Raw genomic sequence first — 16,891 nt, forward strand, 5'->3', positions numbered from 1 at the left:
GTAACTAAAAAAAGCCCAGCCCTAATGGGCCGCATCTTTCTGCCGATATAGCGACTCATCCTCCTTATTATCGGAACTTCGCGATGTCGTTAAAAAAGTCCTCCCTGATTATCTTCACCTTCCTGTTGGCGTTGTTTCTTACCAGCGTGGCAATCAGTACCTGGCTGCTGATTCAGAGCAATCATTCTTTGAATGCGGTCAACAAAGAGATCCGCGTGGTGCTTTCGGTGATTGACCCGATCAACCATAGCCGTACGCTGCGTGTCCGTCTGATGGAGTACATGAAGGAGATTGAGGGCAGTGACGCCAGCAATCCCGCCACGCTGGACAGCGTGCGGACCGTGGCGGGTAAAGCGGATGCCGCATTCCAGGCCTACATGAACGCGCCGCGTCTGCCGGGCGAAGAGGCGGAAGCCGACGCCTATAGCCAGGCTTATCAGGCCTATCGTCAGCAGGGTTTACAGCCGTTGATCGAGGCGGCAGAGGCGCACGATCAGGTGCGCTTTAAAAATCAGATTGCCACCGTGGTTCGCCTTGATCGTCAGTATGAAATCATTCTGGACCGTGTTCTGGCGCAGCACGAAACCTACGCCAAAAAGCTCAACAGCGACGCACAGAGTCACTTCACCTCGGGTGTTACCCTGCTGGGTCTCTTTGGCGTGCTTTTTTTTGGCATCGTCATCGCCATTTACATCTTCATGAAGCGCTATGTGCTTTCGCCAATCAATGATGCGCAGGAACACTGTAAGCTTATTGCGGCAGGCGTTCTGGATGCCACAGTGCCAGTGAAACCGGGTTCACGCAGTGAAATTCAGATGCTGATGGGTTCGCTGGAGCAGATGCGCAGCGCGCTGACTGCCATTATTCTGCAGGTGCGGGATTCAACCCGCTCAGTCTCTACCGCCTCGCAGGAAATTGCGGCGGGTAACATCGATCTCGCCTCGCGCACCGAACAGCAGGCCGCCGCGCTGACGGAAACCGCAGCCAGCATGGAGCAGCTGGGCGCAACGGTGAAACAGAACACTGAAAACGTCTTTGAAGCCTGTCGTCTGACCAGTGAAGCGGTGAAAAATGCGGAAAGCGGCGAAAAAGTCTCGCAGGAAGTGGTGACATCGATGGCGCTGATTAACGCCAGCTCGAAGAAGATTGAAGAGATCACGACCGTTATCGACAGTATCGCTTTCCAGACGAACATTCTGGCGCTGAATGCGGCCGTCGAAGCCGCCCGTGCGGGTGAGCAGGGACGTGGCTTTGCGGTAGTCGCAGGGGAAGTGCGTAATCTGGCCCAGCGCAGTGCTACCGCAGCCAAAGAGATTGAGGGGCTTATTGCAGAATCTGTCTCCATCATCCACGCCGGTTCCGATCAGGTCAGCCGGACGGGCGAAGCGATGAGCGCGATTATCTCCTCAGTCAGCCGCGTGAATTTGCTGATGGAGCACATCTCTACCGCATCTGATGAACAGAGTCGCGGCATCGGTCAGATTGAACAGGCGGTCACCGAGATGGACAGCGTCACCCAGCAGAACTCGGCGCTGGTTCAGGAATCTGCGGCGGCGTCGGCCTCGCTGGAGGAGCAGGTGCAGTACCTGACGCAGTCGGTCTCCACCTTCCGTCTGGCAAACAGCTAACTGGTTTCTTCCGCGCTGCGTCTATGCAGCGCGGGATGCTGTGATGCGTCTCGTCAGGCAGAGAAGAGCATGTTTGATTCCGCGCCTTGTGACGGTGGCAGAATGAGCGGATTATACGGCTTTCCACTGAATACGGGGTTGTCATGCTAATCAGCATAGAAAGTGCCCGCAGCAACAGCGCCGATACCCGACTGGCCTGCACGCTTGCCGCTGCTGCAGGCGCGCTCAATACCGCCGCCTTTGAAATTGTCGGTTTCTTTTCAGCTAACATGACCGGAAATGTCTCGCTGCTTTCCGATCATCTGGCAAAAGCCAGTCTCGGGCCGGGCCTGTTTTTTCTGTCTATCGTCCTGCTGTTTATTGCGGGCTCCGTTTTTTCAACGCTGATGATTAATGCCGGGCACCGCAGGAATATCCGTACTATCTATGCCTTCGTTATCCTGATTGAGGGCATCGCGCTGATTACGCTGGGCATAATTGAGAATCACTTTCCGCCGCTGTCGCCCGGTGTAGTCTTGATCCTGAGTCTGAGTTTTTTGATGGGGCTGCAGAATGCGGTGGTAACGCGCATCTCCAATGCCCGCGTTCGCACCACTCATGTCTCCGGTACGGCGACCGATATTGGAATCGAGCTGGCGATGCTGTTTGAGGTGCTGCGGCGCAAAGTATCACCGAAAGATGCACCGATCTGGCTGGGGCGGCTGCGGCTGCACTGCCTGACACTGCTCTCGTTTCTGGTTGGCGGAATTGCCGGTATAGGGCTTTACAGATTGCTCAGCTATGATTTTTTATTGCCGGTGGGAGCCGGGTTACTCTGTCTGGCGCTGAACGCCATCTTTACCAGGCCAGTAAAATCAAAGGGCATACTTAATTAAGCCAGACAATTATCTCTGCTGCTTGTATCAGGATTGCGCAAATCCGGATTGCATCATTCCGCCAGCGCAGATGAACCGTGTGGTTAAAGAGCTGAGCTATAGCAGGATAATAATAAGCATTATATTCTGGTTAATGCTGCCACCAAATCAGTAGCACAAACACGCTTAAATGTGCTCATGGATAATTAACATCGGCATGACACAATGATTAACTGGAAAATGAACTGAGAGAATATCGCCTGCCCGTCAGCGTTCCTTCTTATCTTTGAACGCTCATATAAAAATCAATAAATCATTGAGTTAATGGCCCGTTCGGTCATGCCAGTATTTTATTTTTTGTCTTTGTCGAAATTATCCCGCTCTGGTTTTCATGCATTTCTGCAGACCCCTTATACCAGCCCATAAACTGATAATAACTGATTAAAATGCCGGTTACAGAAGAGTGGGTCATAAGAATCATCTCAAAAGAAACTTAAATTAAGTTGTACAATGAGTAGGTTTTTTGTACAAGCTTTATTCCGAAGCTGTTGCTTATGATAGATAAAAATTCTTATATAAGCGGAGCGGAAGACATTTTTAATGTTTTTGTTCTGCTGCAATTATCTGTTTATGTTTGTGATTATCTGCAAAGGCAACCATGCTTAATGAGTAAACCCTATTTGAAATGATATATGAGGAAAAAATATGACAAATCATCGGGGCGGGGCAGGTAATTTTGCAGAAAATCCACAGCGTGCTGCGGAAGCAGGAAGTAAAGGAGGGAAGGCCAGCAGTGGAAATTTCAAAAATAACCCTGAGAGGGCGGTTGAGGCCGGCCGTAAAGGCGGCTCAGTCAGTCGAAGGGGTAAGGCACAGGAAGGCCGTGTTTAAATTGATGAACGGCGTCAGGTTTAATTGAAAGGTGCTCTGTCCGAAACTTTATGCCTGCTTTTTTATTGTCTGTTTGCGTAAGTTACAGCCATTCAGTGGCAGAACAACATTCTGACTGATTTCTTAAAATCGGAGGTCCACTTTATGGACCATGACACTTGTTATTTCACGTCGATGATAAAGAGCGTTATCTGCCATCGATCTCTTCGTGATATTAAGGAGAATATAATGAAAAAGAATCACTCCCTCAAAGGGTTGCTGGCTATATCGGCAGTCGTCACCCTGTTCAGCACTGTCAGCGTGCAGGCCCAGACTGAGACGAGCGCCCCGCAGGGCGGGAATGCAGAGCAGACCGTTGCCAAAGGTAAGCTCAGCGCGGGCGATGAAAAAGCGCTGAAAGATATGGCGCAGGCCAACATTAACGAAGTTGCCGCAGCCAGAATTGCGCTGAATAAAACACAAAGCGCTGACGTCAAAATCTTTGCTCAGAAAATGGTCGATGATCACAGTAGCGCCCTGACAAAAGTTAAGGCGGTTGCGCAACAAAAAGGCGTGACACTGCCTGCTGAGCCGGATGCTAAACACAAGGCCATGGCCGATAAACTGGAAAAGCAGAGCGGTGGCGCATTTGATAAAATGTATATGGAAAACGCAGGCGTAATGGACCATAAGATGGTGCTTTCGACGCTGAAGAGTGATGCCATGAAGATAAAAGATCCGGATGTGAAGACACTGGCAGACGAACATACCCCTGTAGTCGAGCAGCATCTGAAATCTGCCGAGCATATGGCGATGTAACCGGATTAGCCGGTTAATGCGTAATGAAACCGTCCGGTGAACACCGTGTTGCTGACCGGACGCCTTTTTCAGCGCTGGCTGGAAATATCGACTGATTAGCCTCTTTCTGCATGCTTAAGTCTCTCCAGAGAGGTCTTTATAGTGCGCCGGACTGACGCCACGTGTGAGCAGAAGACCGCCATGACTATCAAATAAAGGTCGCAACCGTGTCCATTTCCAGGTCTGGTAGTGAGCCGGAACGCGTCTAAAGCATTGTTGACCAGAAGTTCGGCCAGACCTGAGTTAAGAAGGGCTACAGGATGGCTATTCGCCTGTAAGCTGGCTCTGTACCCGACGAGACTTGTGATAGTCTTCATCGCACTCAACTGAACAGACCGCAGTGCTGGCTACCACAGCTTCATCTTTACATCACATGCTTAATCCTTGAGATCCTTGAGACTTTTGAATTTTGGCTTACGGGCTGCAAGAGATGCGGAAAGATGCGCTTCTTCACGCACCTGAGCCTGGTCGACTTCATCCATAAATATTCTTAACCTCATCGAATTTTAACTAATCAGACACAAATCAATCACTGCAGAGAAATTCTTTGTATCCACAGATGCGCCAATTGTGAGAGCGGCTAAACAGAATTGAATCATATCTTCTTGTTTTCAAATTAATTTATTCTGATGTCATGAGCGCTACGGGAAAGTGTAGACGGAAGCTCTGCTTTACAACAGGCTCAGGCAGAACAGGATAGGAGCTTTACTGACTCACCGTCTGACGGGTCGGGTCTCTGCCAGTTTGAAGCATGACTGCATTAGGCATAATATAAACGTAATAATGGCAGTAAGAGGGTAGTTAAATTTTAATCCATCGCTTAGTGCATAAAAGTATGCCCCTCTAAAATATTAATCTGTAAGTTACTGATGGTAAAAGAACATCGACATTAAACAACTTATTTACCTGTGTAACCTGGAGCGGGAACGTCATTTCGGACGGGCCGCGGAAGCCAGTTTTGTCACACAACCCACACTCTCCATGCGCCTGAAAAATCTTGAGCGCGAACTGGGCCTGCCGCTGATTAACCGCAGCAATAACTTTGCCGGTTTTACGCCAGAGGGCGATCGGGTACTGGCGTGGGCGCGGGAAATTGTTTCGGTCTATCAGGGACTGAAGCTGGAAGTGGAATCGCTGAAACATGGGGTGAACGGTACGCTGCGGGTTGGCGTAGTGCCGCAGTGCAGCGTGGCATTGCCGCTTCTGCTGAAAGCCGTGCAGGCGCGCTATCCTCAACTCGACTATCGCATTGCGGTGCTCAGTGCTGACCAGCTGCTGGAAGCGTTAAACAGCCACACCGTGGATGTCGGTATTGGCTTTTTCGAAATGGCGACGCTACGGGAGCTTCATTTCCAGACCGAGATGCTGGCCGATCGGGGCGTTGAAGCCATATTCCATCCCGACCATTTCCCGGCGCTGGTGGCAGAAACTCCGCTTACGCTGGACGAGCTGGCACAGCAGCCGCTTTGCCTGGCGGAGCCGACGCGCTATTTCCGGCGTTATCTTGATATGGCTTTTCGCGAAGCGACGCTGGTGCCACGGGTTATCGTGGAGAGCGCCTCTGTCATGCAGCTGATGCAGTGTGCACAGGTCGGTCTGGGGCTTCTGGTGTCGCCGGTCGGTCATCTGCTGCCCGCTTCATTACAGGGATTACAGCAGCGCGCCATTACGCTGCCGCCGATGGCGCGGCAGGCGGCGCTGGTCATCGCCGAACCTGGCCGAGCCACACCGCTGGCTCAGCACTTTTTTGACGAAGCACGTGGTCTGTTGCCGGTTTAGCCCAGCTACTGCGCTTCGCCCAGGGCGTAAAACAGGCGACTGTTCCAGTTTCCTATCGCGACAAGCTGAATCAGCGCGAACAGTGCCTCAGGCTCCCAGCCCGCCTCCATCAGCGGTTGCAGGTGAGCCGCGCTGAATCGCTCAGGAGAGCGGGTCAGCTGCGCTGCCAGCGCAATAATCTGCTGCTCTTCACCTTGAGATACCCCGTCCACACCGTCAATTAAAACCTCATTCCCGGCCAGCAGCCGGAACGCCCAGCGACTGCCCAGAATACGGGCGGCGGTCGCCTCTGCCAGGGTGTTTTCCTGCGAGAGATGCTGACGCAGCTGCGCCCAGCCATAGAGCGTCGACGGGTCGTGAACCAGCAGCCATACCGCATCCTGCATGCCGGGCAAAGACTGACAGCGGGTAACGGCAGCGAGCTGCTCGGCACTGGCATACCGCAGCTCCAGCGGCTTCAGCACGGGCTGCCAGTGGGCAGGCTGGTCAAAACCGGTGGCGTCGGCGTCGGATGGGGCAGTGGTGCCCGGTAACCAGCGTACCGGCTGGGCCTGCAGCGCCTGTAATCCGGCGACGACGCGGGCCTGATAACTGACAAAGCCGATCACCTGATTCAGCGTCACAATATCGGGTTCGGTCAGGCCTACGGCATCCAGAGCGGTGATCGCACTGGCGTTAATCAGCTCAGGCTGCATCGCCAGCAGGCGCGCATACTGCGTAATCTGGGTCAGGCGGTTATTACTCTCGCGCGAAGAGTCAGGGCCGGGCAGCGGATTCAGGCGGGCAGAGTAGTGATTACACAACCGCTGTACACCTGCGACCTGCGCCACGGTCAGCGCGGTGCTGAGGCGGTCGTAGAGCGTTAAGGTGTGCGTCAGCGAGGTGACAACGCGATCGGGAAACAGCAGCTGTGCCAGATCGCGTGCTGCCAGCAGGGCTGGCTGATTCGTGCGCAGCAATGACTGCACCACAGCGTTATCGGCATAGCAGCCCAGGAGGAAACGATCGTCGATATGGGCGGCCTCTGGCACCAGCGGTGCGGCCTGAGCGGTACGTGGACTGGTCTGGCTCTCGTAAAACCAGTGGTTATGGCCCGGATAGCGGCGTTGTTCCATGATCAATCCTTTTACAAATTCAGGTTCGGCATGCAGGCGGCACAATCTGAAAATGTGCATTAACCGAAGGGCAGGCTTATCGTCGCTGATGGGCCGTCCGGGGCAAAAGAATGATCGGTGATAATTAATAGCGTTACGGTATAACGGCAGCGAAATCAGGCGGGAAGGGCAAGGCGGGCGTATTGAGAAGGGCGAGCCAGGCTCGCCCTTGCAGAACTTATTTCAGTTCCAGTTCGTTCATTGCGGCGATGCTGAAGCCGCCATCAACGTGTACCACTTCACCGGTGATGCCGCCAGCCAGATCAGAGCAGAGGAATGCTGCTGAATTGCCGACATCTTCGATGGTAACGGTACGGCGAATCGGGGTAACCGCTTCGCAATGTGCCAGCATCTTACGGAAATCTTTGATGCCTGATGCGGCCAGGGTACGGATTGGACCGGCAGAAACGGCGTTAACACGCACGCCTTCAGGGCCCATCGCGTTTGCCATGTAACGCACGTTAGCTTCCAGCGACGCTTTCGCCAGACCCATGACGTTATAGTTCGGGATCGCGCGTTCAGCACCCAGGTAAGAGAGGGTCAGCAGCGCAGAATTTGGATTCAGCATCTCGCGGCACTCTTTGGCCATCGCGACGAAGCTGTAAGCACTGATGTCATGCGCGATTTTAAAGCCTTCGCGGGTAACGGCATTCACGTAATCGCCAACCAGCTGATCGCCTGGGGCGAAACCGATAGAGTGAACGAAACCGTCAAATTTCGGCCAGGTTTTTGCCAGTTCAGTGAACAGCGATTTGATGCTCTCATCTTCGGCTACGTCACATGGCAGCACGATGTCTGAACCCAAATCTTTAGCAAACTCTTCCACACGACCTTTTAACTTGTCGTTCTGGTAGGTGAAAGCCAGTTCTGCGCCCTGTTTGTGCATCGCCTGTGCAATACCGTAGGCGATGGAAAGTTTACTGGCAACGCCAGTAATCAGAATGCGCTTACCGGAAAGAAAACCCATAGCTGTAATCCTTATGGTCATTGTAGTTGGCGGCCGCATGGTTAAAAAGTAAGCGACCGACGTTAATCGACGTGCGGATTCTAGCACGTCTCTCATAAATCAGGTAAATCGGCCCGCAATTTCCGCGATATGCAGCAAAAATCAGCGCTCGCGCCGCCAGGCTTCGGCACTCAGTGCTTCGCCAAAATGGCTGCTGATCAGGCGTCGGGTCAGATCGTGCAGCGGGGAGGCGAGCACATCAGCCGTGCCGCCGCGCTCGACCACTTCGCCCTGATGCATCACCAGCACCTTATCGCTGATGTGCTTCATCATGCCCAGATGCTGAGTGACATAAATGTAGGCGATTCCGTGTTTCTCCTGCAGTTCCAGCATCAGATTCACCAGTTGGGAACGCATGGTCATATCCAGTGAGGCCAGCGCTTCATCGGCCACAATCACTTTGGGTTGCAGGATCAACGCGCGCGCCAGGCCCAGACGCTGTTTCTGACCGGGTGCCAGCATGTGCGGATAATATCCGGCATGATCGCGCAGTAATCCCACCTGACGCAGAGTAGCGATAATGCGTTTTTCGCGCTCTTCCGCAGTGAGTTCGGTATTGAGTCGCAGCGGGAACTCCAGGATCTGGCTGATGCGCTGACGTGGATTGAGTGAGGTTGAGGGATCCTGAAAAATCATGCGGATGCGCTGGCTGCGATAGCCGTAATCGCCAAAGGTAAGCGGATGGTCGTCAATCAGAATCTCACCTTCAGTGGGGGCGATCATGCCGCTGAGCATCTTCGCCAGCGTGGACTTGCCGGAACCGTTTTCACCGATAATCGCCAGCGTCTGCTTTTCGCGCAGGGTAAAGCTGACCGACTTCACCGCTTCAACGTGCTGGCGGCGGAACAGGCCGGTGCGATAGCGAAAGGTTTTACTCAGGTTGCGCACTTCCAGCAGGGTCTCCATGCTACTGGCCCTCCATATTCAGCGGGAAATGACAGGCGAAGAGATGTGTCTTACTGCCGGTGAGGCGCGGCGTTTCAACACATTTGCGTTGCGCGTAGGGGCAGCGCGGCCCCAGACGGCAGCCAATCGGCAGGCTTTCCAGCGAGGGGATGGCGCCTGACAGCGTATTGAGACGGCTTTTATGCGGCAGCGCGCGGCCAAAGTCGGGCATCGCCCGAATCAGCGCCTGCGTATAAGGATGATGCGGCGTACTCATTAAATCTTCGCTCTGAGCGGTTTCCACCGTCTGACCGCAGTACATCACGTTAATGCGGTCCGCCCACTGACTCATGCTGCGCAGGTCGTGGCTGATCAGCAGAATAGTGGTGTTGTTATTCTGGTTCAGACGGCTTAGCAGGCGGAATATCTGCGCCTGCGTCGTGGGTTCCATAGCATTGGTCGGTTCATCGGCAATCAGCAGACGCGGCTGGTTAGCCAGCGCAATGGCGATCATCACTTTCTGGCATTCGCCTTCGGTCAGCTCGTAGGGGAAGCTGCGCATGATGTCTTTATGATCTTTGATGCCGACGCGATGCAGCAGTTCGATAGCGCGGGTTTTGCGCCAGAACCAGAAGCGTTTAAGCCATGGACCTTTATACGTCCAGCGTGGGATCACCTGCATCAGCTGACGGCCAATGCTCTCAGAGGGATCGAGACAGGATTGCGGCTCCTGAAAAATCATTGAGACGTTATGTCCGATAATGCGACGGCGCTCGCGCGGGGAGAGGCGCAGCAGGTCCACATCATCAAATACCATGCGATCGGCGGTCACGCGCCAGTTATCGTTGGTCACGCCGCAGATAGCTTTGGCGACCAGACTTTTACCGGAGCCGGACTCACCAACCAGACCCCGTATTTCACCTTCGCCCAGCGTCAGATTAACACGGTCGACCGCTTTGACCGGCCCGTCAGCGGTCATAAATTCAATGGTCAGATTACGGATATCAAGTAATGGCATTTATTCCACTCCCGCTTCGACGGCGCGACGGATGCCGTCACCGAGCAGGTTAACAATTAATACGCTGACCATCAGCGCCACACCGGGCAACATCACGGTCCAGGGCGCAACGTAGATCAGCTCCAGCGAATCGCCCAGCATCGCACCCCATTCCGGCGAAGGCAATTGCGCGCCGAGGTCAAGAAAGCCGAGTGCGGCAATATCCAGAATCGCCATCGACAGCGCGCGGGTAATTTCGGTAATCAGCAACGGTAAAATGTTTGGCAATATAGCGTAGCGCAGAATATTACGGCCACGCGCACCGTCCAGGCGTGCGGCAACCACATACTCTTTTTCCAGCTCATCATGCACGGCACTGTAAATCTCGCGCACCAGGCGTGGCATCAGCGCCAGCCAGACCGCCAGCAGGGCATGCTCAAGACGCGGCCCGAGGAACGCCACTACGATAATCGCCAGCAACAGCGACGGAAGAGAGAGCAGTGTGTCCAGCACGTGGTTCATCACCGCCGAGCGAATGCCGTGCGTCATGCCCGCCAGCACGCCCAGCACCAGCGCGCCCAGCGTAGCGAATAGCGTCACAAGAATCGCCGAACCCACCGTCGGGCCAGCACCACTCAGCAGGCGACTCAGTACGTCACGACCCAGATCGTCGGTGCCGAGGAAAAACGAGACATCGCCGTAGCGCGACCATGACGGCGGCAGCAACTGATATCCCAGGAACTGCTGGTCGATACCATAAGGTGCCATGAACCCGCCAAACAGGCAGAGCAGCAGCAATGCGCCAAAGCCATACAGGCCGACCATCGAAATCGGGTTGCCATAGAAATGATGCCAGCTCTGACGAAACGCGCTGGGCAGGCGTTTTTCGGCGTAAATATTATCGGAGGGCATACCATTCCTTATGTTTCAGCGGATTCATTGCCGCACCAATCACGTCAGAAATCACATTCACCAGAATCACCAGCCCGCCAATCACCATCACACCCGCTGAGATCGCCGCATAATCCTGCTGACGAATCGCGTTGATCAGCCAGCGGCCCAGGCCAGGCCAGTTAAAGACCATTTCGGTGATCATCGCCAGCGTCAGCATGGTGGAGAATTGCAGGCCCAGACGCGGGATGACGGGCGGTAACGCGTTGTGCAACACATGGCGGCGGATCACCGTAAAGCGCGAAAGACCGCGCGTGGCCGCTGCTTTGACATAATTTTTATCCATCACATCGCTGGTGCTGTTGCGCAGCAGCCGGATCACTTCTGTGGTCGGCGCCATCGCCAGCACCAGCACCGGCAGAATCAGGTGGGACAGGGCGCTGATAATCATCTCATGCCGCCAGGGTGAAGGACTCAGCCAGGCATCAATCAGCGCAAAGCCGGAGATATTCTGCACCGGATAGAGCAGGTCGTGACGTCCCGATACCGGCAGCCAGCCCAGTGTCAGCGAGAAGAACAGCGTCAGCAGCAGTGCCAGCCAGAAAATGGGTGCAGAGAAGCCGATCAGGGCCACCGCACTGATAGTTTTATCCTGCCATTTATTGCGCATCACACCGGCGCAAATCCCCAGCGGGATACCGACCAGCAGCGCAAACAGAAACGCCAGGATACAGAGCTCCATGGTGGCCGGGAAAACCTCACGCAGCTGCAGCCCAATCTCCTGACCGTTGGTGCTGGAGACGCCGAAATCAAACTGCAGCATCCCTTTAAACCAGAACCACCAGGCATCGGAGAGCGCAGCGCCTTCCAGCGGAGCGTTAGGGGTAAAGTAGCTCAGGCTGAAGCTGACCAGCGACAACAGGAACAGGGTAATGAGCAGCAGCAGCAGGCGGCGCAAAATATAGATAATCACTTACTTACCCTCATCAGCTTCACGATAGACTCCGGCAAACGAGGCGTTGCCAAACGGACTCAGTACCAGCCCTTTGATGTCATGACGAAATGCCTGCAGTCGCAGAGAGGAGGCCAGCGGCAGCACCGGTAACTCCTGCGCAAGAATCTGCTGCGCTTTGTCATAACTGTCGATGCGGCCAGAGAGTTGTTGTGATAACAGAGCATTCTGCAGCGTTTCGTCAAAAGCCGGAGAGCACCAGTGCGCGTAATTGGTCTGCGAGCGAATCGCCGCACAGCTGAGTAGCGGGCGGAAGAAGCTGTCCGGATCGTTACTGTCGGTTGCCCAGCCTGACAGCGTCAGATCATGATTCATTGCCATCAGTTGCGCCTCCTGAAAACGTCCCTCTACCGGCACAATTGTCAGCCGGACGCCAACCTGCGCCAGATCCGCCTGTAACAGTTCGGCGGTTTTCAGCGGGCTGGGATTCCACGACTGCGAGGCGGCAGGCACAACCAGCCTCAGATGAAGATCGCTGATGCCGAGTGCAGCCAGCGCGGCGCGGGACTTCCCGGGATCATAGCCGGTAATGCGTGCATCATTGTCATAAGCCCATGACGCGCGCGGTAATATCGAAGCGGCCGTTTCGGCAGTGCCGTAATAAATCGACTCCATTAACCGCTCATTGTTGATGGCCAGCGCCAGCGCATGCCGCACTTCAGGGCGGTCGAGCGGCGGTTTACGGGTATTAAAAGCCAGATAGGCGATGTTCATACCGGGACGCAGCGTCATCCGCAGGCGCGGGTCATCGCGCAGTATGCTGAGCTGGCTTGCAGCGGGATAGGCAAGTACATCGCATTCACCGGTTAACAGTTTGGAGAGGCGCCCGGTTCCGCCGGAGCCAAGATCGATCACCGCCTGTTGCAGACGCGGCACCCCACGCCAGTAGTGAGGATTGCGCGCCAGACGGATGTACTGACCGGTGCGATATTCACTGAGCTGATAAGGACCGGTGCCCACTGGCTGACGATCCATCTCTTCCTGACGGCCCTTAGCGGTGAGCTGGTCGGCATACTCTTTCGACAATACCGGCGCATAGTGGGTCGCCATATGCCACAGGAACGAGGCATCCGGGCTGTTAAGCCTGAACTCAACCGTTCTGTTGTCGATCTTCTTCACGCTCTGTACGGAATCGGCAAATTGCAGACTATCAAAGTAGGGGTAGTTACCGCCATTGACGTTATGCCAGGGGTGATGACGGTCAAACATCCTTGCAAAGCTGAAGACCACATCGTCGGCGTTCAGCGGCCGGGTCGGGCGAAACTGATTAGTCTGCTGAAACTGGACGCCACTGCGCAGATGAAAACGATACGTCGCGCCGTTATCGCGTACTTCCCAGCTCGACGCCAGATCGGGCTTGAGACGATAGGTGTAGGGATCGACATCCAGTAAGCGGTCATACAACTGTGCTGCCAGCGTATCGACAGTCAGCCCGCTGCTGGCCATCTGCGGATTAAAGGTGTTCAGCGTCCCGCTGACGCAATAGACAAAGCCGGTCTGACGTATATCACCGGCAGGCGCTGACCACGCAGGGGCACTTAACGCGCTGAGGCCAAGCAACAGCGAACATAGTAGTTTTAACATAGAACTCAACGATTTTGAGGCATTAACCGAAGTGTATCGCAAAGCGGGCATAGTCCCAAAACCTGCAGCCACTGGCAGCCTGATTTTCGTCATCGCAACGCATAATGCGCACACAGAAGGTGTGGTAATGAGAAAAATTCTCAATAACTGCTTTACAGATGATAATAAGAATGATTATTATTCACCTGCGCTTCGACGGTGGCTCTGCCGAAGAAGAGCACGACATTGCTCACATTGCTTCCAGTATTGTTGCCCGCCTGTTGGCGGGCTTTTTTTTGGCTTTTGTAGAGTGGCATGCCTGTCTGGACGGGGAAGAGATTGCAAGCAAAGGGGATCAAAGTGGTGAGGCGGTGAGGAAGACCGGGACGGAATAGGGCTCCTCGTTGATGCGAATACCAGGCAAATTGTGGAAAGCGAAAATCTCGCCGTTAATCGTCAAATATATCGCCTTATCACGAACGCGAGGAAAGACGTCATCATCTGAGGTGATCAGGAAAGGCTTTAGGTCGTCGTTCAGACTTTCTTTAAAAGATTCATCGCTTCGGGATGCATCATAAAGATAAAAACGGTATGAGAAGGCAGTTGTGGCACCCGCACTGGCTTCGGTGATGTAAAGGTTAATCCGGCTGCTGACGTTAACTTTCCTGATGATTGACTGTTCAAGCGGTGATAACTGCGAAAGCCGCCAGCCTGCAAAGACAATAGTCATCAGCATCAGAACCAGCGTGCGCTTTTTAAAAACCGGAACGTTTTGCATAATCTATCCCAGCTCTTATCCAGTATTGATCGTCAGGGTCATCTCCAAAAGGCGCTGCGCCATACCAGACATCAAATTCCTCTCTGCGGGTTCCGGCCCGGTTTTGCGCCCAACCGGCTGCGCGAAGAAGAACAGCGTCTTTTATTCCAGCGGCATGCCCCACAGCACCATAATGAAAATTACCAAAATGTTCATATTGGCTCCCCTGTTGAAATTTATAATCCCATGGGCCATGTCCTTTAACCTGGTTATAAAACCAGACATATGTCAGGGCTGAGGGTCCCCTGTGAAAACGTGCAACCATCATATTGTTTATCAACAAAACTCCAGCTGGAGTAAATGAAAGAATATCATAAGGAGGAGATGGAGATGCCGCTAAGGCAGGATATCTCATGATTTATGCCTTTTCATTCCAGCTATCTGAAAAAATGATGTTACCATCACAATGCTTCCAGGTTATTTTCTCGTAAGCAAACTCAACGCATTCAAGATGATTATGTTTTTCTTTTTCAGGGTCTTTAGTGTCATGCATAATGGGCGAGATACCGACAATTCTGACATTTTCAAGTAATATGTTGAAGTATTCTTCTTCCTGACCTGCGTAGTTGATATTGTACCATCTGAACTCGGCTGACCTTAATGTTTGTCCAGTTGCCACTGCTTTATAAAGGTAGGGCGAAGAGGAATCGAATTCTTTTTGAACGATGATGGGTGCATGTTTTCTTGTCCCTGTGGGCTTGCCTGTCATAGAATCAGTCGGCAGTCTTAAGTTATGAGAAAAACCCGTAACTTCAATGCTTCCCTCTCGGTCTTTAACATCTACTGAACCATTGATGCTCGCACCACTATCATCTTTCAACCAAAGATATGCTGGAATAGCCATATTAAAAATCCTTTAATGGGTTAAGTTATATTCCTTTTGGAGGAGAGTTAATGCTGGCTTCGCATAAACCTCAAGTGCATATTAAAAAAACGAAGGCATAATGATAAAGATCAATATTTAATAATTTCATATGTAATGGCTGGGATCTTTCCACACCATGGTTATGTAGTGCGAAATGGATTATTCAATTAATTGCTGTGAATCTGATTAAAAGCCACTTCAACTATTAACGGGTATTGGTATCATTAGTTTAGTTAAGATTCAAACCAGAATAGTAAATCATGTAATCCCTTGAATTATAGATTGTGTTTATATCCGCATGCATTCGATGTATCTGACGCTGGAAAGTGTAATATCGCGCTTAACTTTTACAAAAACGCAGGTACTATAAGCTCATCTTCTGGTCACCTACTTCCTGGCAATGAATAAATTCCAAAAAAACGCTCAGGCTTTTCAGCATTCATCCTTTCGTTATCTCTTTTTCGGACGTCTCTTCACCGTACTGGGCAATGGAATTGCTCCCATTGCGCTGGCTTTTGCGGTACTGGATATTGGTGGTTCTGCCTCTGATTTAGGGATAGTTGTTGCGTCCCGCTCACTGTTCAACGTGCTATTTCTGCTGGTAGGGGGTGTCATTGCCGATCGCTACTCACGCAGCCGTGTATTAGTTGTATCGGCGCTGGTTGCCGCTGTTTCTCAGGCTATCGTCGCCTGGTCTGTACTCAATGGTTCAGCAACCGTCATTAGCCTGACTTTGCTGGGTGCCCTGAATGGTGCGGCAGCAGGCATCGCTCTGCCAGCTTCGTCTGCGCTGGTTCCGCAGGTGGTTCCTGCAACGGATTTGCGTCAGGCTAACGCGTTAATTCAGCTGGGGATTTATGGCGGTACGGTAATGGGGGCATCGCTGGGGGGAATTCTCACCAGCGCTGTCGGGCCGGGATGGGGACTGGCAATTGATGCGCTGGGTTTTGCCGTTTCCGCGCCGCTCTATTTCCTGATCCGTGTGAAATCGAATAAAGCCGCGACTTCGCAAGGCAATATCCTGCGTGATATCAAAGAAGGCTGGGCAGAGTTCGCCGGACGAAGCTGGATTTGGTCGATAGTCCTTCAGTTTGCCATTATCAACGTCGCGTTCAATGGCATCGTCGTGGTACTGGGCCCAATGATTGCCGATGCCTCTTTCGGACGGGCGCGATGGGGAATTATTGTGGCCGCCCATAGCGCGGGTTTAATTGCAGGTTCATTTCTGGCTATGAGATGGCATCCACGTCGTGATCTCTTTATTGGCGCGATGCTGGCAGGTCTTTACGCACTCCCAATACTTATGCTGAGCCAGAATGCGTCAGCAGCACTGCTGATAGCAGGGTTCTTTATTGCTGGCATGTCATTGGGCCTGTTCGGCGTAACCTGGGCGCACGCATTACAGACTCATATTCCACCGGATAAGCTGGCTCGCGTGTACGCTTATGATGCGATGGGTTCCTTTATCGCCATTCCCTTTGGACAACTGGTCGCGGGTCCGCTGGCAACACACTTTGGTATGAGTGCTGTATTGCTGATGTCAGCGCTGGCCGTGGTGATGGCTACCGCTGGCGTCGGTCTGGTTCCTGCCATCAGGCAACCTGAAAAAATGGGGACTAAGTCGCACAACACATAATGGATAGATGGCTCTACGTGAAAAACAGCCCGGTTTATACCGGGTTGTTAATTCACAAGGACGAGAAAAATCATAG

At 53.0% G+C, this 16,891-nt stretch carries 17 protein-coding genes; 7 read left to right on the forward strand and 10 right to left on the reverse strand.

Features of this window, described 5'->3' with window-relative positions:
• Positions 1 to 83: 83 nt before the first annotated feature.
• The 5 genes from K6R05_RS08940 to K6R05_RS08960 all read left to right on the forward strand — a co-directional run bounded on the left by K6R05_RS08940 (position 84) and on the right by K6R05_RS08960 (position 5,989).
• The gene (locus K6R05_RS08940) at positions 84 to 1,628 is read left to right on the forward strand and encodes a methyl-accepting chemotaxis protein (protein WP_161736292.1); all 1,545 of its coding nucleotides are present in this window, start codon (positions 84 to 86) and stop codon (positions 1,626 to 1,628) included.
• Positions 1,629 to 1,771: 143 nt separating this feature from the next.
• On the forward strand, positions 1,772 to 2,503 hold the full coding sequence (locus K6R05_RS08945; protein ID WP_222925421.1) for a YoaK family protein: 732 nt from the start codon (positions 1,772 to 1,774) through the stop codon (positions 2,501 to 2,503).
• A gap of 684 nt (positions 2,504 to 3,187) precedes the next feature.
• A complete protein-coding gene (locus K6R05_RS08950) occupies positions 3,188 to 3,373 on the forward strand; it encodes a con-10 family general stress protein (protein WP_222925422.1) in 186 nt (61 codons plus the stop codon).
• 228 nt (positions 3,374 to 3,601) lie between these two features.
• Positions 3,602 to 4,171 (forward strand): DUF4142 domain-containing protein, encoded by a 570-nt coding sequence (locus tag K6R05_RS08955; protein WP_222925423.1) that lies wholly within the window; start codon positions 3,602 to 3,604, stop codon positions 4,169 to 4,171.
• A gap of 921 nt (positions 4,172 to 5,092) precedes the next feature.
• Positions 5,093 to 5,989, forward strand: a complete 897-nt coding sequence (locus K6R05_RS08960) for a LysR family transcriptional regulator (RefSeq protein WP_161736805.1) — start codon at positions 5,093 to 5,095, stop codon at positions 5,987 to 5,989.
• Positions 5,990 to 5,994: 5 nt separating this feature from the next.
• Here the strand turns inward: K6R05_RS08960 and K6R05_RS08965 are convergent, their stop codons facing one another.
• The 7 genes from K6R05_RS08965 to sapA form a co-directional block, all read right to left on the reverse strand.
• Positions 5,995 to 7,104 carry a CMD domain-containing protein gene (locus tag K6R05_RS08965; protein WP_222925424.1) on the reverse strand — a complete coding sequence of 370 codons (1,110 nt, stop codon included), beginning with the start codon at positions 7,102 to 7,104 and terminating at the stop codon, positions 5,995 to 5,997.
• 217 nt (positions 7,105 to 7,321) lie between these two features.
• Complete coding sequence (fabI, locus tag K6R05_RS08970) at positions 7,322 to 8,110, reverse strand: enoyl-ACP reductase FabI (RefSeq protein WP_090960651.1); 789 nt, start codon at positions 8,108 to 8,110, stop codon at positions 7,322 to 7,324.
• 141 nt (positions 8,111 to 8,251) lie between these two features.
• Positions 8,252 to 9,055, reverse strand: a complete 804-nt coding sequence (gene sapF, locus K6R05_RS08975) for a putrescine export ABC transporter ATP-binding protein SapF (RefSeq protein ID WP_161736802.1) — start codon at positions 9,053 to 9,055, stop codon at positions 8,252 to 8,254.
• A 1-nt stretch (position 9,056) separates the two neighbouring features.
• On the reverse strand, positions 9,057 to 10,052 hold the full coding sequence (gene sapD / locus K6R05_RS08980; protein WP_161736801.1) for a putrescine export ABC transporter ATP-binding protein SapD: 996 nt from the start codon (positions 10,050 to 10,052) through the stop codon (positions 9,057 to 9,059).
• Complete coding sequence (sapC, locus tag K6R05_RS08985) at positions 10,053 to 10,943, reverse strand: putrescine export ABC transporter permease SapC (RefSeq protein WP_013357991.1); 891 nt, start codon at positions 10,941 to 10,943, stop codon at positions 10,053 to 10,055. It lies immediately after the preceding gene.
• Positions 10,930 to 11,895, reverse strand: coding sequence for a putrescine export ABC transporter permease SapB (gene sapB / locus K6R05_RS08990; RefSeq protein ID WP_161736800.1), 966 nt, complete (start codon positions 11,893 to 11,895; stop codon positions 10,930 to 10,932). The genes sapC and sapB overlap by 14 nt, the downstream gene beginning before the upstream one ends.
• Positions 11,896 to 13,518: an ABC transporter substrate-binding protein SapA gene (sapA, locus tag K6R05_RS08995; protein ID WP_161736799.1), complete on the reverse strand. Its 1,623-nt coding sequence runs from the start codon at positions 13,516 to 13,518 to the stop codon at positions 11,896 to 11,898. It lies immediately after the preceding gene.
• A gap of 170 nt (positions 13,519 to 13,688) precedes the next feature.
• Here sapA and K6R05_RS09000 point away from each other — a divergent pair, with 170 nt between their 5' ends.
• Positions 13,689 to 13,892: a hypothetical protein gene (locus tag K6R05_RS09000; RefSeq protein WP_222925425.1), complete on the forward strand. Its 204-nt coding sequence runs from the start codon at positions 13,689 to 13,691 to the stop codon at positions 13,890 to 13,892.
• Here the strand turns inward: K6R05_RS09000 and K6R05_RS09005 are convergent.
• Genes K6R05_RS09005 through K6R05_RS09015 form a run of 3 tightly spaced genes read right to left on the reverse strand, consistent with a single transcriptional unit; the run spans position 13,853 to position 15,158 of the window.
• On the reverse strand, positions 13,853 to 14,275 hold the full coding sequence (locus K6R05_RS09005) for a hypothetical protein (RefSeq protein ID WP_161736798.1): 423 nt from the start codon (positions 14,273 to 14,275) through the stop codon (positions 13,853 to 13,855). The two genes, K6R05_RS09000 and K6R05_RS09005, sit on opposite strands and share 40 nt — an antisense overlap.
• Positions 14,253 to 14,669 carry a polymorphic toxin type 44 domain-containing protein gene (locus K6R05_RS09010; RefSeq protein ID WP_222925426.1) on the reverse strand — a complete coding sequence of 139 codons (417 nt, stop codon included), beginning with the start codon at positions 14,667 to 14,669 and terminating at the stop codon, positions 14,253 to 14,255. The genes K6R05_RS09005 and K6R05_RS09010 overlap by 23 nt, the downstream gene beginning before the upstream one ends.
• Positions 14,670 to 14,672: 3 nt before the next feature.
• Positions 14,673 to 15,158, reverse strand: a complete 486-nt coding sequence (locus K6R05_RS09015; RefSeq protein ID WP_122458382.1) for an Hcp family type VI secretion system effector — start codon at positions 15,156 to 15,158, stop codon at positions 14,673 to 14,675.
• A gap of 421 nt (positions 15,159 to 15,579) precedes the next feature.
• Between K6R05_RS09015 and K6R05_RS09020 the strand changes: the two genes are divergently transcribed.
• Entirely contained in the window at positions 15,580 to 16,815 is a 1,236-nt protein-coding gene (locus K6R05_RS09020) for an MFS transporter (RefSeq protein ID WP_222925427.1), read from the forward strand.
• Positions 16,816 to 16,891: the final 76 nt, after the last annotated feature.

The sequence above is a fragment of the Pantoea alfalfae genome, from assembly GCF_019880205.1.
Classification (GTDB): domain Bacteria; phylum Pseudomonadota; class Gammaproteobacteria; order Enterobacterales; family Enterobacteriaceae; genus Pantoea; species Pantoea alfalfae.

Excerpts from the sequence above, each read along its gene's own strand:
- K6R05_RS09010 (WP_222925426.1), bottom strand. The coding sequence starts at position 14,669 with ATGAGATATCCTGCCTTAGCGGCATCTCCATCTCCTCCTTATGATATT.
- K6R05_RS08965 (WP_222925424.1), bottom strand. The coding sequence starts at position 7,104 with ATGGAACAACGCCGCTATCCGGGCCATAACCACTGGTTTTACGAGAGC.
- K6R05_RS08940 (WP_161736292.1), top strand. The coding sequence starts at position 84 with ATGTCGTTAAAAAAGTCCTCCCTGATTATCTTCACCTTCCTGTTGGCG.
- K6R05_RS08950 (WP_222925422.1), top strand. The coding sequence starts at position 3,188 with ATGACAAATCATCGGGGCGGGGCAGGTAATTTTGCAGAAAATCCACAG.
- K6R05_RS09000 (WP_222925425.1), top strand. The coding sequence starts at position 13,689 with ATGATTATTATTCACCTGCGCTTCGACGGTGGCTCTGCCGAAGAAGAG.
- sapF (WP_161736802.1), bottom strand. The coding sequence starts at position 9,055 with ATGGAGACCCTGCTGGAAGTGCGCAACCTGAGTAAAACCTTTCGCTAT.
- sapD (WP_161736801.1), bottom strand. The coding sequence starts at position 10,052 with ATGCCATTACTTGATATCCGTAATCTGACCATTGAATTTATGACCGCT.
- sapA (WP_161736799.1), bottom strand. The coding sequence starts at position 13,518 with ATGTTAAAACTACTATGTTCGCTGTTGCTTGGCCTCAGCGCGTTAAGT.
- K6R05_RS08955 (WP_222925423.1), top strand. The coding sequence starts at position 3,602 with ATGAAAAAGAATCACTCCCTCAAAGGGTTGCTGGCTATATCGGCAGTC.
- K6R05_RS09005 (WP_161736798.1), bottom strand. The coding sequence starts at position 14,275 with ATGCAAAACGTTCCGGTTTTTAAAAAGCGCACGCTGGTTCTGATGCTG.
- K6R05_RS09020 (WP_222925427.1), top strand. The coding sequence starts at position 15,580 with ATGAATAAATTCCAAAAAAACGCTCAGGCTTTTCAGCATTCATCCTTT.
- sapC (WP_013357991.1), bottom strand. The coding sequence starts at position 10,943 with ATGCCCTCCGATAATATTTACGCCGAAAAACGCCTGCCCAGCGCGTTT.
- K6R05_RS08945 (WP_222925421.1), top strand. The coding sequence starts at position 1,772 with ATGCTAATCAGCATAGAAAGTGCCCGCAGCAACAGCGCCGATACCCGA.
- fabI (WP_090960651.1), bottom strand. The coding sequence starts at position 8,110 with ATGGGTTTTCTTTCCGGTAAGCGCATTCTGATTACTGGCGTTGCCAGT.
- K6R05_RS09015 (WP_122458382.1), bottom strand. The coding sequence starts at position 15,158 with ATGGCTATTCCAGCATATCTTTGGTTGAAAGATGATAGTGGTGCGAGC.